The following is a 21,976-nucleotide window of genomic DNA, read 5'->3' on the forward strand; positions in this document are numbered from 1 at the left end:
CAACCGCTCGCATCTGCAAGCGTTCTGCCGGTAAACCGGCACAGGGGAGTGCGCAATCATGAAAATGGCGACCCGCCTTCTGGCGGCAACGATTCTGGCGGCGAGCTTTGCCACCGCCGCAGAGGCCAAGACGCTGGTCTACTGCTCCGAAGGCAGCCCCGAAGGCTTCGATCCGGCTCCCTACGCCGCCGGCACCACCTTCGACGCGTCCTCCAAGCCGATCTACAACCGTCTGACCGAGTTCGAGCGCGGCACCACCAACGTCGTTCCCGGGCTCGCCGAGAAGTGGGACGTTTCCGCGGACGGCAAGGAATACACCTTCCATCTGCGCAAGGGCGTGAAGTTCCACACCACCGATTTCTTCACCCCGACCCGCGACTTCAACGCCGACGACGTGATCTTCTCGTTCAACCGGCAGAACAACAAGGACGATCCCTGGTACGGCTATGCCGGCGGGAACTGGGAATACTGGGTCGGCATGGAGATGCCGGCGCTGATCAAAGAGATGGTCAAGGTTGACGACTACACGGTGAAGCTGGTCCTCAACGAGCCGAACTCGCCGATGCTGGCCAACCTTGCGATGGACTTCGCCTCCATCATGTCCAAGGAATACGCCGACAAGCTCGCCGCCGACGGCAAGCAGGCCGACCTCAACCAGGCGCCCGTCGGCACCGGGCCGTTCCAGTTCGTCGCCTACCAGAAGGACGCGGTCATCCGCTACAAGGCCAACCCCGAGTACTGGGAAGGCAAGCAGGCGATCGACGACCTGATCTTCGCGATCACCACCGACCCCGCCGTGCGCATCCAGAAGCTGAAGGCGGGCGAGTGCCACGCGGCGCCCTACCCCAACCCGGCTGATATCGAGGCGCTCAAGTCCGACCCGGCGATCCAGATGCTGGACCAGGCCGGCCTGAACATCGGCTACCTCGCCTATAACACCATGATGAAGCCCTTCGACGACGTGCGCGTCCGCAAGGCCCTCAACATGGCGATCAACAAGCAGGCGATCCTGGACGCGGTCTACCAGACCTCCGGCCAGTTGGCGACGAACCCGATCCCGCCGACCATGTGGTCCTACAACGACAAGACCCAGGACGACCCCTACGATCCGGAAGCGGCGAAGAAGCTGCTCGAGGAAGCCGGCGTGAAGGACCTGTCGATGAAGGTCTGGGCGATGCCGGTGTCGCGTCCCTACAACCCGAACGCCCGCCGCATGGCCGAACTGATCCAGTCGGACTTCGCCGCCGTCGGCGTGAAGGTGGAGATCGTCTCCTTCGAATGGGGCGAGTACCTGAAGCGCGGCCAGGACAAGAACCGCGATGGCGCGCTGCTGCAGGGCTGGACCGGCGACAACGGCGACCCGGACAACTTCCTCGGCGTGCTGCTCGGCTGCGGCGGCGTCGGCGGCTCCAACCGCGCCAACTGGTGCGACCCAGCCTTCGACGAGCTGATCAAGAAGGCCCGCACCATCGCCGACCAGGGCGAGCGCGCGGCGCTCTACGAGCAGGCGCAGGTGATCTTCAAGGAGCAGGCGCCGTGGGCCACCATCGCCCACTCCACCACCTTCATGCCGCTCGCCAAGAACGTCGTGAACTACAAGGTCGACCCGCTCGGCTCCCACCGCTTTGACGGCGTGGACATCACCGAGTAAGGGAGCGGCATAGATCGAACGGCGCCGGAGGTCGAAAGCTTCCGGCGCCGTTTGTTTATGGGCACCAGCGTCGAGGAAGACCCCACTTCCCGAATGCTGTGACTCACGAGCACCGATGAAACCCGTCGTCCGTCGTCTGACTCCGTCCGATCACCTCGCTATCGCCGCGCTTTGGCATTCGTCCTGGCACGATGCTCACGCCTCGCTGCTTCCGCAAAATGTCGTCCAGGAGCGCACGGTCGAAACCTTCGCATCGCGGCTCGAAGAATTGGCGCAAGATAGTTTCATCGCAGTGCTCGACGGCATCCCGATCGCTTTCGGCGCCCTTCACGAGAACGAAGTCGACCAGTTCTACGTGGCGAGTGCATACCGCGGCACGGGGGTTGCAAAGCTTTTGCTTTCCGTGCTTGAAGGCGAATTGCGGGCGCGCGGCGTCGTGGACGCCCAAATCCAGTGCGCGCACGGCAACCGCCGCGCCCACGCTTTCTACGTGAAGAACGGGTGGACCGACACGGGTCTCTGGAACTGTCCGCTCTGGACGCCGGACGGCCGCGTCGAGACCCGTCCGACCCACCTCTTCGCCAAACGACTGGGATCCTGACCCATGTTCGGTTTTCTTCTCAGGCGCGTCGGCCTCGTCATCCCCACCTTCATCGGGGTGAGCCTCGTCGCCTTCTTCTTCATCCGCCTTCTTCCGGGCGATCCCATCCTGCTGATGGCGGGCGAACGCGGCCTGTCGCCCGAGCGTTATGCCGAATTGCTGACCCGCTTCGGCTTCGACCGTCCGATCTGGGAGCAGTATCTCGGCTACCTCGGCGCTCTCGTCCAGGGCGACTTCGGCACCTCGATCGTCACCAAGAAACCGGTGATGGACGAGTTCTTTGCTCTCTTCCCCGCTACCGTGGAACTTTCGATCTGCGCCATCCTGTTCGCGGTGGTGCTCGGCATCCCCGCCGGCGTGATTGCGGCAGTCAAGCGCGGCTCCGGCTTCGACCACGGCCTGATGGCGACCGCCCTCGTCGGCTACTCCATGCCGATCTTCTGGTGGGCGCTGCTGCTCATCATCGTCTTCTCCGGCATCCTGCAGTGGACGCCGGTCTCCGGCCGCATCTCGCTGCTCTACTTCTTCCCGTCGGTCACCGGCTTCATGCTGATCGACAGCCTGATCTCCGGCCAGAAGGGTGCCTTCGCCTCCGCCGCGTCCCACCTGATCCTGCCGACGATCGTGCTCGGCACCATCCCGCTCGCCGTGATCGCCCGCCAGACGCGGTCCGCCATGCTGGAGGTCCTGTCGGAGGACTATATCCGCACCGCCCGCGCCAAGGGCCTCTCGCCCTTCCGCGTTGTCGGGGTTCATGCCCTCCGCAACGCGCTGATCCCAGTGGTGACCACCATCGGCCTGCAGGTCGGTACGCTGATCGCCGGCGCCATTCTCACCGAGACGATCTTCTCCTGGCCGGGCATCGGCAAGTGGATGGTCGATTCCATCTTCCGCCGCGACTATCCGTCCGTCCAGGGCGGCCTCGTGCTGATCGCCGTCATGGTGATGATCGTGAACCTCATCGTCGACATGCTCTACGGCCTCATCAACCCAAAGATCCGGTACACCAGGTGATCCGATGACCGACATCGCCCGCCCGCAGGCACCCGCCGCCGGACCGAAACCCGTCGAGCGTCCCGGCCGTTTCCAGGAGTTCTGGCGCTACTTCTCGGAGAACCGCGGCGCCGTCGCGGGCCTCGTCGTATTCGTCTTTCTGGTGGCAATCGCCCTCGCCGCGCCGCTGGTCGCCCCGTTCCATCCGGACGAGCAATTCCGCGACCGCCTTCTCTCCCCGCCCGCCTGGACCGAGGGCGCCGACAGCCGCTTCCTGCTCGGCACCGACGCGGTCGGCCGCGACATCCTCTCCCGCCTGATCTTCGGCGCGCGCTTCTCGCTTTTCATTGGCGTCGTCGTGGTGACCATCTCGCTGGTCGGCGGCATCGTGCTCGGCCTCGTCGCCGGTTTCTTCCGCGGCTGGGTCGACACCGTGATCATGCGCGTCATGGACGTGCTGCTCGCCTTCCCCTCTCTGCTGCTGGCACTTGTGCTCGTGGCGATCCTCGGCCCCGGCCTGATGAACGCGATGATCGCCATCGCGCTCGTGGCGCAGCCGCACTACGTCCGCCTGACCCGCGCCGCGGTGATGTCGGAGCGGGGCCGCGACTACGTCACCTCGGCCCGCGTAGCCGGTGCCGGCAAGCTCCGCCTGATGTTCATCACCATCCTGCCGAACTGCATGGCGCCGCTCATCGTCCAGGCCGCGCTCTCCTTCTCCAACGCCATTCTGGACGCCGCCGCCCTCGGCTTCCTCGGCATGGGCGCCCAGCCGCCGACGCCGGAATGGGGAACCATGCTGGCCGAGGCGCGCGAGTTCATCCTCCGCGCCTGGTGGGTGGTCACCTTCCCCGGCCTTGCCATCCTGATCACCGTGCTCGCCATCAACCTGATGGGCGACGGCCTGCGCGACGCCCTCGACCCGAAGCTGAAGAGGTCCTGATGCCCCTTCTCGACATCCAGAACCTCACGGTCGACTTCAAGACCGCCAGCGGGGCCTTCCGGGCGGTGGACAACGTTTCGCTGACGGTGGACGCCGGCGAAGTGGTCTCGATCGTCGGCGAGTCCGGCTCCGGCAAGTCGGTCTCGATGCTGGCGCTGATGGGCCTCCTGCCCTGGACGGCGACGGTGACCGCCGAGCGCATGGCCTTCGACGGCAACGACCTGACCGGCCTCAGCGCCCGCCAGCGCCGCCGCATCGTCGGCAAGGACATGGCGATGATCTTCCAGGAGCCCATGTCGAGCCTCAACCCGTGCTTCACGGTGGGATTCCAGATCGGCGAGAGCCTGAAGGTCCACCTCGGCCTCGACCGGGCCGCCCGGCGCAAGCGCACGATCGAACTGCTGGAACTGGTCGGCATTCCCTCCCCGGCGGACCGGGTCGACTCCTTCCCGCACCAGCTCTCCGGCGGCATGAACCAGCGCGTGATGATCGCGATGGCGCTGTCCTGCAACCCAAAGCTCCTGATCGCCGACGAGCCGACCACCGCCCTCGACGTGACCATCCAGGCACAGATCCTCGACCTGCTCGTCCGCATCCAGAAGGAGACGGGCATGGGCCTCGTGCTGATCACCCACGACATGGGCGTGGTGGCCGAGACGGCGGACCGGGTCAGCGTCCAGTACGCCGGCCAGAAGGTGGAGGAGCAGCCGGTCGCGGGCCTGTTCGACGATCCGCACCATCCCTACACCGCGGCGCTGCTCTCCGCGCTGCCCGAGCGCGCCACGTCGCGCCGCCTGCCGTCGATCCCCGGCGTCGTGCCCGGCCAGTTCGACCGTCCGACAGGCTGCCTATTTTCGCCGCGCTGCCGCTTCGCCACCGATCGCTGCGTGGAGAAGGTGCCGCCCCGCCAGGGGGCTCTCGCCGGCCTGGCGCTCTGCCACTACCCGCTCACCCACGGCAAGCCCGTGGGCCATCCGGGGCCGCAGGCGACTCTCAACGAAAGGCTCTTCGTATGAACGCCCCGCTCGACCATCATGTGGTTCTGCGCGCGGAAGGGCTGGCGCGTCACTACGAGCTGCGCCGCGGGCCGTTTGCCGCGCCCGCCGTGGTACGGGCTCTCGCCGAGGCATCTTTCGAGCTGAAACAGGGCCGCACGCTGGCCGTGGTTGGCGAAAGCGGCTGCGGCAAGTCCACCCTCGCCCGCGTCGTCACCATGATCGAGCCGCCGACCGCCGGCCGGCTTGTGGTGGAGGACCGCGAGGTGACCGGCCGCAACGCCGAGGACGCGCGGATCCTCCGCCGCTCCGTCCAGATCGTGTTCCAGGATCCCTACGGCTCGCTCAATCCCCGCCAGAAGATCGGCACCATCCTGGAGGAGCCGCTGGCCATCAACACCGACCTGTCGGCCGCCGACCGCCGCGCCAAGGCTCAGGCCATGCTGGCCAAGGTGGGCCTGCGGCCGGAGCACTACGAGCGCTACCCCCACATGTTCTCAGGCGGCCAGCGTCAGCGCATCGCGATCGCCCGTGCGCTGATGCTCGACCCGAAGATCCTGGTGCTGGACGAGCCGGTGAGCGCGCTCGACGTCTCGATCCAGGCCCAGGTGCTGAACCTCCTCACCGACCTCCAGCAGGAATTCGGCCTCGCCTACCTCTTCATCAGCCACGATCTCTCAGTGGTCCGGCACATCGCCGACGAGGTTATGGTGATGTACCTCGGCCGCCCGGTCGAGGTGGCGCCGAAGGAGGAGATCTTCGCGTCAACCCGGCACCCCTACACGCGAGCCCTGCTCTCCGCGACGCCGTCCACCGACCCCGCCGCTCGCAAGGAACGGATCCGCCTCACCGGCGAACTGCCGTCGCCGCTTCGCCCGCCATCCGGTTGCGCCTTCCACCCGCGTTGTCCCTACGTCTACGAGCCCTGCCCGGTAGACCGGCCGGAGCTGAAGGTTCCGGGAAGCGATCTGCTTGTCGCCTGCCATGCCGTCCGCGACGGTCGGATCTGAGCCGAGCTTAACCGGCGCCTTTGCAGGATTCTCGTCAGCGGCTGCGGACGCGGTGCGACGGCCCGTCGGACTGCAAGAGCGCAAACAAAAAAAGGCCGCGGACAAGCCGCGGCCTAAGTCTTTGGGAGGAAACGCCCAAGGAGGGCAATCACGGCAAGCCGCGATCGACTCTGAAGGTACAGGACTTTTGTTGCATCGCAAGATCATTTGTTGTGCATCGCGGTCATGTGATAGTCACGTGACGAAAACACAACATACTGATGCAATCCCTTCAAACAATTCGGCCGCGGAACGCCGCGATATTCGCAGTTCGCCGCCGAAAGGGACCGGCGCGAATTGAGGCAGCCGGCGCGGCCCGCGCCACCGTCTCCCACGGCAGCGACGTCGCCGATTGCCCTACTCTGCCGCCGTCTTGGCCGCCATGTAGGCCCGCCACCCGCCGTAGGCCGTGATGTCGGTCGAGCCCTGCAGGCCCGCATTTTCGCAGATGAATCCCTTCACGCTGCGCCCGCCCGCCAGTTGCACCGTGCCGATGCCGAGGGGTGACGGGATACCGGCTACAAACTGGCCAAAGCCTGCCGGCGGCAACGCCCACACCTCAAGCGCGATCGCCGTGCCCCCTTCGCTGACACGCTGCAGCCCCGGACGGAAGGGCGGGCCGCCAGCAAGCGCGTGAAACCGGTAGAGGGGCGCGGTCTCGCCCGCTTCCAGGAACACACCGCCAAGCCGCGTCAGTTCGCCGTTGAGGGCCATGCCGGAGAGGTGGGCACCGACGACCGCCACCGCGATCCAGCCATCCGGCAAAGCCGCGGCGGGCGCGGTCGACGGCGGAACCGGGACGCCCGTCGCTCCGATCGTCGGAGCCGTCATGGCATGCAGCGACCGCCCGATCCCGGCGAGCATCCCGTCGCTTCCGGACTTGCCGATCAGCGTGACGCCCGACGGCCGGCCGTCGCCGCGGAACCGCCCGGGAACCGCCAGCGCGGCGAGATCCATCAGGTTGACGAAGTTGGTGTAGGTGCCGAGCCGGCTGTTCGCCGCGATCGGCTCGGCCGCGATCTCCTCCAGCGTCACCGGGCCGGGGATCGACGGCACCACCAGGATATCGATGCCGGCGAGCACCGGCTCGACCGCACGCTTCAGCGCCTCCAGCCGGTAGAAGCCTTTAAAAGTATCGACCGAGGAGTGCTTCAGGGCACCCAACGTGATGGCGCGTGTCACCGGATGCAGGGCGTCGGCCCGAACCCGAATGAAATCTTCGATGGCCGCATAGCGCTCGGCCACCCAGGCGCCCTCGTAGAGCAGCGCCGCCGCCTCGTAGAACGGCGACATGTCGACCGGGACGAACCGGACGCCGAGTTCCGCAAGGTCGTCCAGCGATGCCCGGAACGCTGCTTCTGACTGCGTGTCGCCGAAGAACCGCAGCGTCTCGTGCGTCGGAACGCCCACCCGCAGCGAAGGCGGCGACACCGCCGGGCCCACCGGTACCCGTCGCGAGTAGGGATCGGCGGCGTCGAAGCCTGCCATCACCCGATAGGCGGCATGCGCGTCGTCGACGGTTCCGGCAAAGACCGAGACGCAGTCGAGCGTGCGGCAGGCCGGCAGCACGCCGCGGGTGGAGACCGCCCCGACGCTGGGCTTTAGGCCGACGATGTTATTGAGGGCGGCCGGCACCCGGCCGGACCCGGCCGTGTCGGTGCCGAGCGCGAAGGTGACGAGCCCACGCGCCACCGCGACCGCCGAGCCCGACGACGAGCCGCCTGGCACCAGCGCGGGATCGCAGGCATTGACCGGAACCGGATAGGGCGTGCGGACGCCCACCAGCCCGGTCGCGAACTGGTCCAGGTTGGTCTTGCCGATCAGGATCGCGCCCGCCGCCTTCAGCCGGGCGACCACCGCGGCGTCCTCGACCGGCGTATAGGCGAACTCCGGACAGGCCGCGGTCGTCGGCAGGCCGGCGACGTCGATGTTGTCCTTGACGGCGAAGGGAACGCCCCAGAGCGGCTTGGCGATCGGATCGAACGACCCGAGCGCCCGTGCGGCTGCCAGCGCTTCCGGCTCCGGAACCAGCGACAGGAAGATCCCCGGATCCGCCGCGGCCGCGATCCGCGCCAGCACGTCGGCAACGACCGCCTCTGCAGACAGCCCTCCCGCGTAAGCGGTGTGCAGGCGGACGAGGTCGAGGGGAATGCTGGTCATGGACTGTTCCTGATTGCGCTGTTCGGCGACGAACGGCGGGTCGCAAGGCGCATGCCACCCATGCGGCCCCGATTTTCGGCTTCTCCGCTCCTACCAGCGGAATCGATTGCATACAATCGGTGGGTACTGCCTTATTCTTAAGCAATCAAACCCGCTCGACGTACTCCTCGAAGGCGCTCTCCACGGTTCCGATGTGGTGCCGCATCGCGGCCGCCGCGCCTTCCCGATCGCCGCGGAGCACCGCCTGCACGATCCGGTCGTGCTCCTCGTAGGACCGTGCGAGCCGGCCTAGGGTGCGGAACTGCGCGCGCCGGAACGGCTGAAGCCGCGTGCGCACCGAAAGCGCCATCTCCGCCAGTGTGGTGTTGTGGCTGCCGAAGTAGATCGCCGCGTGGAAGCTCTCGTTGATCTCGTGATAGCGCTGCGGGTCGCCGGATCGGACGAGGTCCTTGAGCAGCGCATGGATATCCTCCAGCTGTCGCCGCTCGATTGCCGACATGGCGCCCGCGGCGAGCCCGGCGCACACCGCCTCCAGTTCGCCCATCGCCACGAACAGGTCGTGCAGCATCTCCGTGGAGAGCTGGGCAACCACCGCCCCGCGATGCGGCCGGATCTCCACCAGCCCGCTCGCCGCCAGCTGGCGCAACGCCTCCCGCACCGGCGTCCGCGACACTCCGAACCGGAGCGCGATGCCCATCTCGTCGAGCGGACTGCCGGGCGCCAACTCGCCCTTGACGATCTCGTCGGCCAACTGGAGCCGCAGGTCTTCCGTCCGCGTACGGCCTCGCTTCTCCAGGAAGTCGTTCGCGGTCATGCCCCCGCCTCCGGATCGGCGATCACCGACACGTGCGCGGCAACAACCTTCCAGCCGTCTGCCGTGCGCACCCAGGTCTGCATCTGCCGGCCGATCTTGCCGGGCGCACTCTCCCGGCGGAACAGCGTGGACGCGGTCGCGAAATCGCGGCCGTAGGTGGTGACGACGGTGCGCTCCAGGGACCGCTGCAGCCCGGCCGGCGAGCGGCCCGCGCGGAACGCCTGGATCGCGGCGTAGCCATAGAGATTCTCGCCGCCGCCATATCGGATGGTTGTGGATCGGTCGAGGAAGAACGCGTCGAGAGCCGCCACGTCGTTGCTGACGAGCGCCGTCTCGTAGGCGGCAAACGCGGCCTCCACCTCGGCCTTGATCTCCGGCATGTCGATCTGAAGATCCGCCACCGTCTCCCCCATCCCCGCGGCAGGCGCCGCCCTTCAGCCGCGCGCCGCGATCCGGCTCTGCAGGTCCCGCAGGAACGGAATGTCGCGGAACTGGTCCGGCTGCACCACGTCCCAGTCCACCCCCTTCGGCTGCGGATGGCGCGTTCTTGTCACGATCAGTTCCTCTTCCGTCGCCACATAGTGGAGCGCCGAATCGTGCGGCAGCATCGGCAGGCGATCCGACGCGACGAGCTGGCTTGAATGCACAGTCGTCGCAATCGGCGTGGCAGACGTCACCACGCCGAGTTCGCGGAAGATGCCGAGTTCCAGGTCGGCGAAACCGCCGCCTTTGCCCGTCCGGCCGCCTTCGCGCGTCACAGCCACGGAGCCGACCACCACGAAGTCGATGGTCTCCATCGCCTCGAACTCGATCGGCTCGCCGTGGGCGAGGAAGCCCATGCTTGTCGCGGCCAGCTCGAAGTCGACGCCCTTTTCGGCCAGCACGGCCGGATCGAGCTTCACGAAGGGGAAGCCGCGGGTGAGCTCCGGAACGGGCGCGTAGACGATCTTGCCGTCGTAGAGCGCCCGAAGCCGAACCGGGATCTGCGGTGGATCCGGATTGCACTTCACGATCCGCGCGCCCCCCCACTCGGGCGCCCGCGAGAGGTTCAGCGCCGCGATGTCCGCGCCGGCGAAATTCGGGATCCGGCTCATCACCGGCCCGACGTTCACGCCGAGATCGACAAGCCTGCTCCAGGCATCGCGCCGGAGCGCATCCTTGGAGCCGTTGCGACCTGCCCACCGTTCATCCGCAGACATCGATTCCACCTTGCCCTCAACCCGAGATCATCGCGATCGGCGCCTTCGCGACGCCCGCATCCTCCAGCGCCTTCGAAACCCGGAGCGCAACGTCCTCCCGCCACGGCGCGGCGATCACCTGCACGGCGATCGGCATCCTGGAGCCCTCCAGCCAAACCGGAACCGCGGCCACCGGCAGGCCCGCGAAGGAGATCGGCTGGGTGAAGATGCCGATGTTGGCGCGCGCCGGCACCTCCTCGCCCTTCAGCATCATCGTCTTCTGGGTGGCCTTCAGCGCGGTGAACGGCGTCGCCGGCGCCAGGATCACGTCGACGTCGGCGAACAGCGAGTTGACCGCCGACCGGTACCAGGTCCGGAACCGCTGCGCGGCCACGTACCAGGCGGCGGGCACCATCGTTCCGGCGATGAACCGGTCGCGCGTGTCGGGATCGAAATCGCCCGCGCGGCTGACGATCCGCGGCAGGTGCAGCGCCGCGCTTTCCGCGTTGGTGATGACATAGGCCGCCGCGCGCGCCCGCGCTGCCTCGGGGATCTCCACCTCGCGCGAGACATTGAGGGCCTTGGCGACAAGGTCGACGGCGGCGTCCGCCTCCGCGAAACCCTGGTTGCGGAAGTAGCCGCCCGCGATCGCGATCCGCAGCCCCTCGACGCCGAGGTCCAGCGCGGCCGCCGTGTCGAGCGTCGGCTTTGGGGCGAGGTGGTGGTCCAGCGGGTCGTCGCCCTGCATCACGTCGAAGAAGAGGGCGAGATCCGCCGTGGAGCGCGCCAGCGGGCCGAGGTGGTCCAGGCTGGCGGTGAACGGATAGGTTCGCGCCCGGCTCAGTCGCCCGAAGGTCGGTTTCAGGCCGAAGGTGCCGCAGAACGAGGCCGGCACCCGGATCGAGCCGTTGGTATCGGACCCGAGCGCCGCGGCCACCAGCCCCGCCGCAACCGCCGCTCCCGACCCGCTGGACGATCCGCCGGTGATCCGGCTGAGGTCGTGCGGGTTGTTGCAGTTGCCGTCGTGGGCGTTCTGGCCGGTGAAGTCGTAGGCGTATTCGCCCATGTTGAGCGCGCCGAGGCAGACGCCGCCGGCTTCCCGGATCCGCGTGACCAAGGTGGAGTCGTGGGCGGCGGGTGGATTGTCACGGTTGATCTTGGAGCCGGCGCGGGTGACCACGCCTTCCAGGTCGAACAGGTTCTTCACCGCGTAGGGCACGCCCGCAAGCGGCGGCGCTTCTCCGGCCATCACCCTGGCGTCGACGATGTCCGCCTCGGCGAGTGCCCGCTCGGCCGTCACGTCGGTGAAGCTGTTCACCGCCTCGTCCATCGCCGAGATCTTCTGGATGGCGAGCCGGGTGATGTCGCGGGCGGAGATCTGCCGCGTGCGGACCAGTTCGGCGATTTCGGCCGCCGTGCCGTTGAGGGGATCGAGGCTCATCGTCCGGCCTCGAAGGTTCCGGCCGGCTCGATGTCGTCGGAAAGCGGGAAGGAGAGCACGAGCGCCGCCATCCGAGCCGTGGTGGCGACGTTCGCCACCACGGTCGGACGCCACGCCGGGTCGATGGCAAGGCCCATCACCTCGGCCATGTGGCTGACGTGGGCTTCCGCGTCGAAGGTCTTTTCGGTCATGATTCGGCTCCGGAGACGGCTGCCTGGAGCGCGGAGAGCGGCGCGGTCCATCCCACGATCGCCCCCTGCGCCCGGATCATCTCCAGTGTGGCCTGTTTGAAGGCCGCGAAGTAGCTCTCCGTCGCATCTTCGATGAGAAGATTGTTGAAGCCGCGGTCGTTGGCCTCCCGCATGGTGGTCTGCACGCAGACTTCCGTGGTGACCCCGGCGAACATCAGGTGGGTGACGCCCAGATCCTCCAGGATCGCCGGAAGATCCGTCGCATAGAAGGCGCCCTTGCCCGGCTTGTCGACCACGTACTCGCCTTCGATCGGCAGAAGCGCGTCGACGATCTCCGCTCCGGCTTCGCCGCGGATCAGGATGCGCCCCATCGCCCCGTCGTCGCCAATCCGCAGCTTCGGGTTCCCACGCAGCCGCTTGGCGGGCGGACAGTCCGACAGATCAGGTGCGTGGTTCTCCCTCGTGTGGATCACCGGCCAGCCCTTGGCGCGGAAGAGGTCGATCAGCGCCCCGACCGTCGGCACGATCGCCTCCAACCGGCTGACGTCGTTGCCGAGCGTTTCCCCGAACCCGCCGGGCTCGATGAAGTCGCGCTGCATGTCGATGACGATGAGCGCGACCTTCTCCGGCGGGAAGCTGAAGGCGAACGGCTGGGCGTCGACGGTGATCATGGGCGATGGTCCCGGATGGATGCGGCTCAGTGATGCCCGGCCATGTGCTGGCCGATCGTGTTGCGGTCGGTCTCCGCGGCGGGCGCTACGTAGGTGATCTTGCCCTCGCTCATCACCGCCACCCGGTCGGAAAGCTCCAGGATCTCGTCCAGATCCTCCGAAACGAGGAGCACGGCGGCACCGCGGTTGCGCTGCTCCATGATCTGGGCACGGATCTCTGCGATCGACGCGAAGTCGAGCCCGAAGCAGGGATTGGCGACGATCAGCACGTCCACGTCGCTGGAAAGCTCCCGGGCAAGGATGGCGCGCTGCACGTTGCCGCCGGAAAGGTTCTGGATTGGCTCGTCGGGCCCGGGTGTCTTCACCCGGTAGGCGGCGATCAGCTCCTTGGCCTTCGCCCGCATCGGCGCCGGCGACAGCCAGCCCCTGCCCTTTGAGATCGGCGGCTGGTCGAACGAGCGGAACGCCAGGTTCTCCGCCACGCTCATCTTCGGTACGGCGGCGTTCTTCAGCGGCTCCTCCGGCAGGCCGAACACCTTGAAGCGCGCCATCTTCTGACGCTCCGGCTCGTAGGGCTCGTCCTTGACGAACAGTCGCCCGTCGGTGAGCGGGCGCTGGCCCGACAGGCACTCGATCAGCTCCGACTGGCCGTTGCCGGACACGCCCGCGATGCCCACGATCTCGCCGGCATGCACCTTGAGGCTCACCGCTTCCACCGCCGGGAGGCCCTCATCGTCGTCGGCGAACAGGCCGGCGAGTTCCAGGACCACCGGGGTCTGCGAGAAGCCCTGGCGCACCGCCCGCTCGCGCAGCTTCATGTCGCCGATCATCATCCGGCTCATCTCGCCGACGGTGAGGTCCTTGGCCGGCGCCGAGCCGACGAAGGCCCCCTTGCGCAGCACGGTGACGTCGTCGGCGAACTGCGTCACCTCGCGGAACTTGTGGCTGATCATCAGGATCGTCAGGTCGCCGGCCTCGGTCATCCCGCGCAGCAGCCCGAGGATCTCGTCGGCTTCCTGCGGCGTCAGCACGCTGGTCGGCTCGTCGAGGATCAGGAAGCGCTGGTCGAGATAGAGCTGCTTAATGATCTCCAGCTTCTGCTTCTCGCCGGCCGCTAGGCCCGATACCGGCACGTCCATCGGCACCTGGAACGGCAGCGTGTCGATCAGGTCGGCGAGCGAGCGCTTCTCCTTGGCCCAGTCGATCACGGCCGGCACGTCGGCGCGGGCGATGACGAGGTTCTCCGTCGCGGTCAGCGACGGCACCAGCGTGAAGTGCTGGTAGACCATGCCGATCCCGAGCGCGCGGGCGGCCTTGGGGTTGGGGATCTCCACCTTTGCGCCGTTGACCAGCACCTCGCCGCGGGTCGGCTGGTAGAAGCCCATGATGCACTTCACCAGCGTCGACTTCCCCGCCCCGTTCTCTCCGAGGAGCGCGTGGAACGAGCCGGGCCGGACGTTGATCGAAACTTCGTCGAGCGCGGTCAGCGCGCCGAAGATCTTGGTCATCCCGCGGGTTTCCAGCCCCACGGCGCGGGCGGCGGGCGTCGGCATCGCGCTCATCGGATCGCCTCCAGAAGGTCGGTGCTCTTGGCGACGGCGCCGAACACGCCGCCCTGCATCTTCACCATGTCGACGGCGGCAAGGTGGTTCGCGTGCTTGGTCGCCCCGCAGCAGTCCTCCACCAAAAGGCATTCGAAGCCCCGGTCGTTGGCCTCGCGCATGGTGGTGTGCACGCAGACATCCGTCGTGATGCCGGTGAGCACGATGTTGCGGATGCCCTTAAGCCTGAGGATCATCTCCAGGTCGGTGGCGCAGAACGAGCCCTTGCCCGGCTTGTCGATGATCGTCTCGCCCGGCAGCGGCGCGAGCTCCGGGATGATTTCCCAGCCCGGCTCGCCGCGGACGAGGATCTTGCCCGCCGGCCCCTGGTCGCCGATGCCGGCGCCGATCCGCTGCGACCGCCACCGCTTGTTGGCCGGCAGGTCGGAGAGATCCGGCCGGTGCCCCTCGCGGGTGTGGATGATGGTGTAGCCCTTGGCGCGCATACCGGCCATCAGCGCCCGGATCGGCTCGATCGGCGCGCGGGTGAGCGAGATGTCGTAGCCCATGCAGTCGACGTAGCCGCCCTTGCCGCAGAAATCGGTCTGCATGTCGATCACGATCAGCGCCGTGTTCTCCGGCCGGAGATCGCCGTCGTAGGGCCAGGCGTAAGGCTCTGAGGCGATCGTCCGCGGGCTGGCGACGAGCGCGGAGGCGACCTGTTCGTCGAGGGTGGTCATGGGCGGGCTCCGGACACGGGAAGCGGCGTGAGCAGCCGCAGGAGAAGTGGATCCTCCGTCCCGTCACCCGGGAAGCCGGTCGTGGAGCGGACGTGCTCGACAGCCGCTGCCGCGCCGAACGGGGATCTCGGGTTGGGCCAGAAGCGGGCGATCCAGCGGAAGCGGGAGTCGGCATCGGGCCGGCCTGGACCACGCGGGGGCTCCCATAGGCTCGGCCGGTCTTCCGGCGATCGCCTGAGGACGAGGTCGATCCCGTGCATGGCCCTACTCCGCCGCGGTTTTCTGGACGCTTTCGCCGAAGGCGCGGGTCGGCGCGGGGAAGCCGCAGGGTGTTCCGTCCTTCACCTTCACCTGGTCTTCCCAGGGCAGCCGGTAGGTGCCGGCCACCATGTCCTGCATGAAGGTGTAGGGGCAGTCCTGCGCCCCGCCCCTCACCGCCACGTAGCCGCGGTGCCAGAGCTGGTAGATGTTGTTCTCAACGCCCCACCCCGTGCGCGCCTCGCGCACGAGATCGGGCCGCACCTCGGCGGTGATGATCTCGTCGGCCCGGCCGGTGGTGCCGTGGGCGATCACCGTGCCGTCGAAGTTGACGATCATCCCCTCGCCCATGGAATCGAACGAACCGTCCGACCCGCACATGCAGACGTTCGCCGTCACCATCAGATTCTGGAAGGCGTTGGCCTGATTGGTGAACTGCCAGCTCTGCCGGATCGGCGCGGTGTAGCCGGCCGTACGGATCATGATCTCCGCGCCCTTGTAGGCGCACTCGCGCGCCATCTCCGGGAACATGCCGTCGTGGCAGATGATCAGCGCGATCTTGGCGCCCTTCGGCCCCTCGATCACCGGGATGCCGAGGTCGCCCGGCTCCCACGGCTCGACCGGCACCCACGGATGGAGCTTGCGGTAGTAGAGCTTGATCTCGCCCTGGTCGTCGATGATCAGACCGGAATTCCAGGGGTTGCCGTGCGGGTTGTACTCCATGATGGAGAAGCAGCCCCAGATCCGGTTGTCCGCACAGGCCTGCTTGAAGGCTGCGACCTCCGGCCCGTCGAGTGAACACATGATCGCCGGGTTGGTGTCCATCGACAGGCCGTGCAGCGCGTATTCCGGGAACACCACCAGGTCCATCGTGGCAAGGTTCCGCCGCGCCTTGCCCACCATCGCCACGATCTTCGCCGTCTGCGCCGCAAGGTCCGCCGGCGTCACGACCACCGGCAGCTGCAGCTGCACCAGCCCGATGACGACGCCGTTCTCCGACTTGTTCAGTCCGCCGAGCCCGTTCATGGCCGCAATCCTCACTTGGTGATGGAGAGTTCGCCCGGCGCGCCCTTCAGGCTGCGCTTCGGCGAGATGGACAGGATCATGATGACCAGCGTCATCGCGTAGGGCGCAGCGTTGAAGAAGTGGTAGCCGCGCGTGATGCCGACCGACTGCAGCGCCGGCCCGAGCGCGCCCGCCGCGCCGAACAAAAGCGCTGCGCCGAAGCAGGCGAGCGGGTTCCAGCGCGCGAAGATGACCAGCGCCACCGCCATCAGCCCCTGCCCCGAGGAGAGACCCTCGGTCCAGGAGCCCGGGTAGTAGAGCGACAGGAAGGCCCCGCCGACCCCGGCCAGGAAGCCGCCGGCCGACGTCGCCAGGAAGCGCACCAGGTCCACGTTGATGCCGAGCGCCAGCGCCGCAGGCGCGCTGTCGCCGGTGGTGCGCACGACGAGGCCGATCCGAGTGTTCTTGAACGCCCACCACATCGCGACTGCGAGCGCGATGCCGATCAGGAACAGCGGGTTCACCTCAAGCGCCTTGGCCAGATGCGGATTGTCGGTCCAGAAGCCGAGCTCCACCGACGGCAGCCGCGGCGCGACCGGCTGGATGTAGGCCTTGCCGAAGAAGAACGCGAGGCCGGTGCCGAACAGCATCATGGCGATGCCGATGGCGATGTCGTTGACACCCTTCAGCCGGCAGATCGCGCCGTGCATCGCGCCGAAGGCCATGCCCGCAAAACCCGCGACCAGCACCCCGAGCCACGGGCTCCCCGTCTCGAAGGAAATGGCGTAGGCCGCCATTGCCCCGAACACGAGCGTACCTTCCAGACCGAGATTGATGCGGCCCGACTTCTCCGTCAGGCACTCGCCGAGCGCCACGAAGAGGAACGGGGTGGAGACGCGGATGGCGCCCGCCAGCATGGCCAGGAGGACCGTGGAAAGGCCAACGTCTTCCATGCGATCAGGCTCCCTTCGCCTTGAAGATCTTGAAGCGGCCGTAGAGCGTCTCCGACACGAGCAGCACCACGAACATCAGCCCCTGCAGCACCAGCACCGTGGCGTCCGGCAGTTCCAGCCGCCGCTGCACCAGCCCGCCCGCCGCCTCTATACCGCCGAGGAAGATCGCCACCGGCACGATCGCGATCGGATTGTGACGGGCGAGGAACGAGACCAGAATGCCGGTGAAGCCGTAGCCGGCGATCAGCGAGGCGTTCGCCTTGCCGTGGATCGCCGCCACCTCGTAGAAGCCGGCGAGCCCTGCAAAGGCGCCGGCAAGCGCCGTGGACACCAGGATCAGCTTGCCCACCGGCAGGCCCTGCGCCATCGCCGCGCGCACATTGCCGCCGGTGATCCGCGCGGCGAAGCCGAAGGTGGTGCGGTTCATCAGCACCCACATCGCCACCGCCGCGATGGTCCCGGCGACCAGCCCCCAGTGCACGGACGTGCCGGGGATCGGCCCGATCATGTTCTCCGGCCCGATCGGCATGGTCGACGGCTTGTTCGGATCGGACGGGTCGCGCAGCGCGCCCTCGACGAAGAAGTTCAGGATCGAGATCGCGATATAGGAGAGAAGCAGCGACGAGATCGTCTCGTTGATGCCGCGGTAGTGCCGGAGGTACCCGACGAAGCCGATCCACAGCCCGCCGACCAGCATCGACACCAGCGCCATCACCGTCAGCGTGAAGAAGGTCGGCGACCACGACACCATCGGGATCGCCACCACGGCGGCCGCGAAACCGCCGAGCACCAGCGCCCCTTCGCCGCCGATCACCACCATACCGAGCCGCGCCGGGATCGCCACGCAGAGCGCCGCCAGGATCAGCGGCGACGAGCGCACCAGCGTGTTCTGCCAGGAGAAGCCCGTGCCGAAGCCGCCCTTCCACACCAAGGAGAAGAAGGTGACCGGGTCCTTGCCGAGCGCAAGGAGGAACAGCGAGAACAGCGCCGCCGAGACGACCAGCGCCAGGAGCGGGATCACCACATACTCGGACGAGCGTCGGATCCGGTCGATCGTCTCGCCCAAGGCGAAGGACGGCGCGGGAACGGTGGTGTCTGCCATGCTGGCTCCTGGCTGGGAGGGGCGGACCGATGGCGGCGAGCGGCGCCCGCCGGTCCAGACGAGGAAAACGCGAACCGGGCGGCAGGGCGCCGGCGGCGGACGCGTGAATGCGCCTCCGACCGGCACCCGCCGTCCGCCATCATCAGGTGATCGAACCGACCACGCCCTCGATCAGGTAGTCCGTCGCGTTCAGCTCGGGCGCGTAGTTGTCGAGGGACGCGCCCTCGGCCACCAGCACCGAGCCGTCCTGCTTCTTGATCGGCCCGACGAAGATCGGCTTGCCGGCCTTCACGTCCGCGCGCGCGGCATCGGCCGCGGCAATGGCTTCCGGAGTGGCGCCGGCGCCATAGGGCGTGTTCTGCACGAAGTCGAGGTCGAAGCCGCCGCCGATGAAGTTCGGCAGCGCCTCGCCCTTGCCGAGCTTGGCGGCGTAGTCCTTGTAGATGGTCTCCCACTTGTACTCGGCGCCGGTGATGAAGCCCTTCGGCGCGAGCGGCGCCTGGCTGGCGTTGTGGCCGCAGCTCTTCACGCCGCGCCCTTCCGCCGTCTCGATCACCACCTTCGGACCGTCCACATGGCAGGTCAGCACGTCGCATCCGGCATCGATCAGCGCGTTGGCCGCCTCGGCCTCGCGCACCGGCATCGACCACTCGCCGGTGAAGATCACCTGCACCGTCGCCGCCGGATTCACTTTCTTAACACCCAGCGCGAAGCTGTTGATGTTACGCAGAACCGTGCCGATCGGCTTGGCCGCGACGAAGCCCAGCTTGTTGGACTTGGTAGAGAGGCCGGCCGCGATGCCGTCCACGTAATGCGCCTGATCCAGCTGGCCGAAATAGGAGCCGGCGTTGGTCGGGTCCTTGTCGGTCCACAGCGGCGCCGCATGGCGGAACTGAACGTCCGGGAACTTCTTGGCCATGTCCAGGACGAACGGATTGTAGTAGCCGAACGAGGTCGCGAAGATGAGCTTGGCCCCGTCGAGGCTGATCATCGACTCGATGGACTGCGCGACGGCGATCGTCTCCGGCACGTTCTCCTCTTCCACCACCGTGACGCCCGGCACTTCCTTCAGTGCGGCGGCGGCCACGGCGTGTGCCTGGTTCCAGCCGAAGTCGTCGCGCGGGCCGACATAGAGGATGCCGATGGTCAGCCCTTCGGCGCGGGCCGGAACGGCCCCGAGGATGCCCGTGGACAGGCCGATGAGGCCGGCGCCGGACCCCTTCAGGAAAGTGCGGCGATCGAAACGACGATTGATCATGGAAAAACGTCCCCCTTTGCGGAACCGTGCCGGATCTGTCGTCCGGCCGCCGCAGAGGAGTTAGCAACGCTCGTGCCACCCCGGATGCTGTTTGCGTGGAAAAGGGAAAAATCAATCGCGCTAGGTACTTAGGCCTGAGTTCGGCGCTGGGTTGGATGCAGCATCCTGAACCGAGCCGAGCGATTGCATACAATCGCCCCGCACTTGCCTATTTTATGATCAGCCCGGCGTAGCCCCTGCCCGCATTCCAGGCTCCAACTCAGAACAGCGACCGGCCGCCGATCGTCAGCAGGCTGCGCATGTCATCGTCGTCGTCGATCCAGCGGCGCAGGGCGTTGACGCTGACCATCCGGTCCTGCTCGCCCGCCCCGGCCAGGTGCTCATAGGGATCGAAGGGGTCGCCGAGGTGCGACAGCACCGAGAAGGCGCCGGTGAAATCCTGTCGGGCGGTGTAGACGCTAGGAGTCACGACCACGCGAAGCCCGGCAGCCAAGGCCGACTTCAGCCCGTTGACGGAATCCTCGAACACCACGCAGTTGCGCGCCGGCAGCCCCAGGCGCTCCAGCGCCAGGAGATAGATGTCCGGCGCCGGCTTGCGGTTCGTGATCTCGTCGCCGCCGACGATCGCGGAGAACATGTCCAGCCCGCGTGTGTCCATGTTGGCCAGGAGAAGCGCCTCGGCATTGGGCACGCTGGTGGTGGCCGCGAGCGCGAGCTTCAATCCGCGCGCCCGCGCCTCATCGAGCAGCCGCTCCACACCCGGCCGGAATCGCGCCCGCCGATCGTCGATCAGACGGGCGAACCGCTGCGTCTTGAACTTGTGCAGGTCGCCGATCCGACCGAGCATTTCTCGTCCGCGCGGTGGATCGTAGGTCTCGATGTAGTGCTGCAGACGTTCCCGCCCGCCGCTGACCAGCAGGAGCTCCCGGTAGAGCCCCTGGTCCCAGACCCAGGGAAGATCGAACGCCTTGAACGCCTCGTTGAAGGCGGCCCGGTGGACCTCCTCGGTTTCCGCCAGCGTGCCGTCCACGTCGAAGATCAGCGCCTTCAGGCCACGCATCCCCTGGCCCCCCGCAGGAATGAGAGCGCGCTCGGCAGCTCGCTGAAGTCGCGGATCACGACGTCGGCGCCGAGATCGCGCACGGGAACGGAAGTATATCCATATTCAACCGCCACGACAGGCATTCCGGCAGCCTTGGCCGCGTCGACGTCGGACGCGCTGTCGCCGATCATCACCGCAGAGTCGACGCCGACACCGAGAAGCGTGGCCGTCGCGAACAGGAGGTCCGGGTTCGGCTTGCGCGGCGGTCCGTGATCGCCGCCGACCACCGCCCGGATCGGGCCGGCGAGCCCATACTCGGCCACCATCGCCCGCGAGACATCGGTCGGCTTGTTGGTGCAGACGCCGAGCAGGTGCCCCTCGCCCGCCAGCATCGCCACCACCTCGGAAACGTAGGGGAAGAGCCGCGTGTCGCGCGTCGCGCGCGGCTCGTAGAGCGAGAGGTACTCGGCCACACGGTCGGTGAGCGCCGGTCCGGTCAGATCCACGCCGCGACCGGCGAAAGCCCGCTGGACGAGGTTCTCCACGCCCTTGCCGATCAGCGTGCGCACCACGTCAATGGAGTGGCGCTCCTCGCCGTATTGCTCCAGGATCTCGCCGAGCGCATCCCAGATGTCCGGCAGGCTGTCGACCAGCGTCCCGTCCAGGTCGAAGATGATTGCCTTCGGCCAGCTCATGCCCGCTGCGCCTCCGCGGCCGCCCTGAGCGCCGCGATGTTCGACCGGTAGGCGTCCTCGGTGCCGCCCTTGAAGACGGCCGTCCCCGCGACGAGCACGTCCGCCCCGGCGGCCACAAGCACGCCGGCGTTCTCCGCCGTCACCCCGCCGTCGATCTCAATGCGGATCGGCCGGTCACCGATCATAGCCTTCACCCGCCGTACCTTCTCCACCACGGCCGGGATAAAGGCCTGGCCGCCGAACCCGGGGTTCACGGTCATCAGAAGCACGAGGTCCACCTGGTCGAGGAGGTAGGCGATGCTGTCCTCCGGGGTCCCCGGATTGAGCACCACGCCCGCCTGCTTGCCGAGCCCGCGGATCGCCTGCAGCGAGCGGTGGACGTGCCGTCCCGCTTCGACATGCACGGAGATCACGTCGGCACCAGCGTCCGCGAAGGCCTGCAGGAACGGGTCGACCGGCTCGATCATCAGGTGGACGTCGAAGGTCTTGGCCGTGTGCGGCCGCATCGCCTTGATGATCGGCGGCCCGAAGGTGATGTTCGGCACGAAGTGCCCGTCCATCACGTCGAGGTGGATCCAGTCGGCGCCGGCCCGCTCGATCGCCCGCAACTCGTCCGCCATCCGCGCGAAGTCGGACGAGAGCATGGAAGGCGCGATCAGCACGGACATGGGAAGCGGCTCCGGAACAGGCTGGCG

At 67.6% G+C, this 21,976-nt stretch carries 23 protein-coding genes; 6 read left to right on the plus strand and 17 right to left on the minus strand.

Annotated features, from left to right (window positions below):
- Window positions 1–58: 58 nt before the first annotated feature.
- From HZ321_RS11040 to HZ321_RS11065, 6 genes are all read left to right on the plus strand, one after another.
- Window positions 59–1,651 carry an ABC transporter substrate-binding protein gene (locus HZ321_RS11040; protein ID WP_181702379.1) on the plus strand — a complete coding sequence of 531 codons (1,593 nt, stop codon included), beginning with the start codon at window positions 59–61 and terminating at the stop codon, window positions 1,649–1,651.
- 115 nt (window positions 1,652–1,766) lie between these two features.
- Complete coding sequence (locus HZ321_RS11045) at window positions 1,767–2,252, plus strand: GNAT family N-acetyltransferase (RefSeq protein WP_181702380.1); 486 nt, start codon at window positions 1,767–1,769, stop codon at window positions 2,250–2,252.
- Window positions 2,253–2,255: 3 nt separating this feature from the next.
- Window positions 2,256–3,266: an ABC transporter permease subunit gene (locus HZ321_RS11050; RefSeq protein WP_181702381.1), complete on the plus strand. Its 1,011-nt coding sequence runs from the start codon at window positions 2,256–2,258 to the stop codon at window positions 3,264–3,266.
- A gap of 4 nt (window positions 3,267–3,270) precedes the next feature.
- The gene (locus HZ321_RS11055) at window positions 3,271–4,188 is read left to right on the plus strand and encodes an ABC transporter permease subunit (RefSeq protein WP_181702382.1); all 918 of its coding nucleotides are present in this window, start codon (window positions 3,271–3,273) and stop codon (window positions 4,186–4,188) included.
- Window positions 4,188–5,204 carry an ABC transporter ATP-binding protein gene (locus HZ321_RS11060; protein WP_181702383.1) on the plus strand — a complete coding sequence of 339 codons (1,017 nt, stop codon included), beginning with the start codon at window positions 4,188–4,190 and terminating at the stop codon, window positions 5,202–5,204. The genes HZ321_RS11055 and HZ321_RS11060 overlap by 1 nt, the downstream gene beginning before the upstream one ends.
- Window positions 5,201–6,193 carry a dipeptide ABC transporter ATP-binding protein gene (locus HZ321_RS11065; RefSeq protein ID WP_181702385.1) on the plus strand — a complete coding sequence of 331 codons (993 nt, stop codon included), beginning with the start codon at window positions 5,201–5,203 and terminating at the stop codon, window positions 6,191–6,193. Before HZ321_RS11060 ends, HZ321_RS11065 begins: the two co-directional genes overlap by 4 nt.
- Before the next feature lie 396 nt (window positions 6,194–6,589).
- On the opposite strand, the gene atzF is transcribed toward HZ321_RS11065, so the two are convergent.
- The 17 genes from atzF to rpe form a co-directional block, all read right to left on the minus strand.
- Window positions 6,590–8,392, minus strand: a complete 1,803-nt coding sequence (atzF, locus tag HZ321_RS11070; protein WP_181702387.1) for an allophanate hydrolase — start codon at window positions 8,390–8,392, stop codon at window positions 6,590–6,592.
- 145 nt (window positions 8,393–8,537) lie between these two features.
- Entirely contained in the window at window positions 8,538–9,206 is a 669-nt protein-coding gene (locus tag HZ321_RS11075) for a GntR family transcriptional regulator (protein WP_181702389.1), read from the minus strand.
- On the minus strand, window positions 9,203–9,586 hold the full coding sequence (gene hpxZ / locus HZ321_RS11080; protein WP_244635814.1) for an oxalurate catabolism protein HpxZ: 384 nt from the start codon (window positions 9,584–9,586) through the stop codon (window positions 9,203–9,205). Before hpxZ ends, HZ321_RS11075 begins: the two co-directional genes overlap by 4 nt.
- 54 nt (window positions 9,587–9,640) lie before the next feature.
- On the minus strand, window positions 9,641–10,405 hold the full coding sequence (locus HZ321_RS11085) for a 5-formyltetrahydrofolate cyclo-ligase (protein WP_181702393.1): 765 nt from the start codon (window positions 10,403–10,405) through the stop codon (window positions 9,641–9,643).
- 16 nt (window positions 10,406–10,421) lie between these two features.
- Window positions 10,422–11,825 carry an AtzE family amidohydrolase gene (locus HZ321_RS11090; RefSeq protein ID WP_181702394.1) on the minus strand — a complete coding sequence of 468 codons (1,404 nt, stop codon included), beginning with the start codon at window positions 11,823–11,825 and terminating at the stop codon, window positions 10,422–10,424.
- Entirely contained in the window at window positions 11,822–12,016 is a 195-nt protein-coding gene (locus tag HZ321_RS11095; RefSeq protein WP_244635799.1) for a DUF4089 domain-containing protein, read from the minus strand. The genes HZ321_RS11090 and HZ321_RS11095 overlap by 4 nt, the downstream gene beginning before the upstream one ends.
- Window positions 12,013–12,687 (minus strand): cysteine hydrolase family protein, encoded by a 675-nt coding sequence (locus HZ321_RS11100; RefSeq protein ID WP_181702396.1) that lies wholly within the window; start codon window positions 12,685–12,687, stop codon window positions 12,013–12,015. Before HZ321_RS11100 ends, HZ321_RS11095 begins: the two co-directional genes overlap by 4 nt.
- 26 nt (window positions 12,688–12,713) lie before the next feature.
- Entirely contained in the window at window positions 12,714–14,249 is a 1,536-nt protein-coding gene (locus tag HZ321_RS11105) for an ABC transporter ATP-binding protein (protein WP_206682768.1), read from the minus strand.
- The gene (gene biuH, locus HZ321_RS11110) at window positions 14,246–14,968 is read right to left on the minus strand and encodes a biuret amidohydrolase (RefSeq protein WP_181702398.1); all 723 of its coding nucleotides are present in this window, start codon (window positions 14,966–14,968) and stop codon (window positions 14,246–14,248) included. Before biuH ends, HZ321_RS11105 begins: the two co-directional genes overlap by 4 nt.
- Window positions 14,965–15,228, minus strand: coding sequence for a hypothetical protein (locus HZ321_RS11115; protein WP_181702400.1), 264 nt, complete (start codon window positions 15,226–15,228; stop codon window positions 14,965–14,967). Before HZ321_RS11115 ends, biuH begins: the two co-directional genes overlap by 4 nt.
- A 4-nt stretch (window positions 15,229–15,232) precedes the next feature.
- Window positions 15,233–16,252 (minus strand): formamidase, encoded by a 1,020-nt coding sequence (locus HZ321_RS11120; protein WP_181702402.1) that lies wholly within the window; start codon window positions 16,250–16,252, stop codon window positions 15,233–15,235.
- 11 nt (window positions 16,253–16,263) lie between these two features.
- The gene (locus tag HZ321_RS11125) at window positions 16,264–17,184 is read right to left on the minus strand and encodes an ABC transporter permease (protein ID WP_181702404.1); all 921 of its coding nucleotides are present in this window, start codon (window positions 17,182–17,184) and stop codon (window positions 16,264–16,266) included.
- Window positions 17,185–17,188: 4 nt separating this feature from the next.
- Entirely contained in the window at window positions 17,189–18,286 is a 1,098-nt protein-coding gene (locus HZ321_RS11130; RefSeq protein ID WP_181702405.1) for an ABC transporter permease, read from the minus strand.
- Window positions 18,287–18,428: 142 nt separating this feature from the next.
- A complete protein-coding gene (locus HZ321_RS11135) occupies window positions 18,429–19,544 on the minus strand; it encodes a BMP family ABC transporter substrate-binding protein (RefSeq protein WP_181702407.1) in 1,116 nt (371 codons plus the stop codon).
- A gap of 259 nt (window positions 19,545–19,803) precedes the next feature.
- Window positions 19,804–20,604 carry an HAD-IA family hydrolase gene (locus tag HZ321_RS11140; protein WP_181702409.1) on the minus strand — a complete coding sequence of 267 codons (801 nt, stop codon included), beginning with the start codon at window positions 20,602–20,604 and terminating at the stop codon, window positions 19,804–19,806.
- Window positions 20,592–21,281, minus strand: coding sequence for an HAD-IA family hydrolase (locus HZ321_RS11145; RefSeq protein WP_181702411.1), 690 nt, complete (start codon window positions 21,279–21,281; stop codon window positions 20,592–20,594). The genes HZ321_RS11140 and HZ321_RS11145 overlap by 13 nt, the downstream gene beginning before the upstream one ends.
- Window positions 21,278–21,949 (minus strand): ribulose-phosphate 3-epimerase, encoded by a 672-nt coding sequence (rpe, locus tag HZ321_RS11150; RefSeq protein ID WP_181702412.1) that lies wholly within the window; start codon window positions 21,947–21,949, stop codon window positions 21,278–21,280. The genes HZ321_RS11145 and rpe overlap by 4 nt, the downstream gene beginning before the upstream one ends.
- Window positions 21,950–21,976: the final 27 nt, after the last annotated feature.

This window comes from Chthonobacter albigriseus (assembly GCF_013839445.1).
GTDB classification, from domain to species: domain Bacteria; phylum Pseudomonadota; class Alphaproteobacteria; order Rhizobiales; family Pleomorphomonadaceae; genus Chthonobacter; species Chthonobacter albigriseus.

Excerpts from the sequence above, each read along its gene's own strand:
- HZ321_RS11040 (WP_181702379.1), top strand. The coding sequence starts at position 59 with ATGAAAATGGCGACCCGCCTTCTGGCGGCAACGATTCTGGCGGCGAGC.
- HZ321_RS11045 (WP_181702380.1), top strand. The coding sequence starts at position 1,767 with ATGAAACCCGTCGTCCGTCGTCTGACTCCGTCCGATCACCTCGCTATC.
- HZ321_RS11050 (WP_181702381.1), top strand. The coding sequence starts at position 2,256 with ATGTTCGGTTTTCTTCTCAGGCGCGTCGGCCTCGTCATCCCCACCTTC.
- HZ321_RS11055 (WP_181702382.1), top strand. The coding sequence starts at position 3,271 with ATGACCGACATCGCCCGCCCGCAGGCACCCGCCGCCGGACCGAAACCC.
- HZ321_RS11060 (WP_181702383.1), top strand. The coding sequence starts at position 4,188 with ATGCCCCTTCTCGACATCCAGAACCTCACGGTCGACTTCAAGACCGCC.
- HZ321_RS11065 (WP_181702385.1), top strand. The coding sequence starts at position 5,201 with ATGAACGCCCCGCTCGACCATCATGTGGTTCTGCGCGCGGAAGGGCTG.
- atzF (WP_181702387.1), bottom strand. The coding sequence starts at position 8,392 with ATGACCAGCATTCCCCTCGACCTCGTCCGCCTGCACACCGCTTACGCG.
- HZ321_RS11075 (WP_181702389.1), bottom strand. The coding sequence starts at position 9,206 with ATGACCGCGAACGACTTCCTGGAGAAGCGAGGCCGTACGCGGACGGAA.
- hpxZ (WP_244635814.1), bottom strand. The coding sequence starts at position 9,586 with ATGCCGGAGATCAAGGCCGAGGTGGAGGCCGCGTTTGCCGCCTACGAG.
- HZ321_RS11085 (WP_181702393.1), bottom strand. The coding sequence starts at position 10,405 with ATGTCTGCGGATGAACGGTGGGCAGGTCGCAACGGCTCCAAGGATGCG.
- HZ321_RS11090 (WP_181702394.1), bottom strand. The coding sequence starts at position 11,825 with ATGAGCCTCGATCCCCTCAACGGCACGGCGGCCGAAATCGCCGAACTG.
- HZ321_RS11095 (WP_244635799.1), bottom strand. The coding sequence starts at position 12,016 with ATGACCGAAAAGACCTTCGACGCGGAAGCCCACGTCAGCCACATGGCC.
- HZ321_RS11100 (WP_181702396.1), bottom strand. The coding sequence starts at position 12,687 with ATGATCACCGTCGACGCCCAGCCGTTCGCCTTCAGCTTCCCGCCGGAG.
- HZ321_RS11105 (WP_206682768.1), bottom strand. The coding sequence starts at position 14,249 with ATGAGCGCGATGCCGACGCCCGCCGCCCGCGCCGTGGGGCTGGAAACC.
- biuH (WP_181702398.1), bottom strand. The coding sequence starts at position 14,968 with ATGACCACCCTCGACGAACAGGTCGCCTCCGCGCTCGTCGCCAGCCCG.
- HZ321_RS11115 (WP_181702400.1), bottom strand. The coding sequence starts at position 15,228 with ATGCACGGGATCGACCTCGTCCTCAGGCGATCGCCGGAAGACCGGCCG.
- HZ321_RS11120 (WP_181702402.1), bottom strand. The coding sequence starts at position 16,252 with ATGAACGGGCTCGGCGGACTGAACAAGTCGGAGAACGGCGTCGTCATC.
- HZ321_RS11125 (WP_181702404.1), bottom strand. The coding sequence starts at position 17,184 with ATGGAAGACGTTGGCCTTTCCACGGTCCTCCTGGCCATGCTGGCGGGC.
- HZ321_RS11130 (WP_181702405.1), bottom strand. The coding sequence starts at position 18,286 with ATGGCAGACACCACCGTTCCCGCGCCGTCCTTCGCCTTGGGCGAGACG.
- HZ321_RS11135 (WP_181702407.1), bottom strand. The coding sequence starts at position 19,544 with ATGATCAATCGTCGTTTCGATCGCCGCACTTTCCTGAAGGGGTCCGGC.
- HZ321_RS11140 (WP_181702409.1), bottom strand. The coding sequence starts at position 20,604 with ATGCGTGGCCTGAAGGCGCTGATCTTCGACGTGGACGGCACGCTGGCG.
- HZ321_RS11145 (WP_181702411.1), bottom strand. The coding sequence starts at position 21,281 with ATGAGCTGGCCGAAGGCAATCATCTTCGACCTGGACGGGACGCTGGTC.
- rpe (WP_181702412.1), bottom strand. The coding sequence starts at position 21,949 with ATGTCCGTGCTGATCGCGCCTTCCATGCTCTCGTCCGACTTCGCGCGG.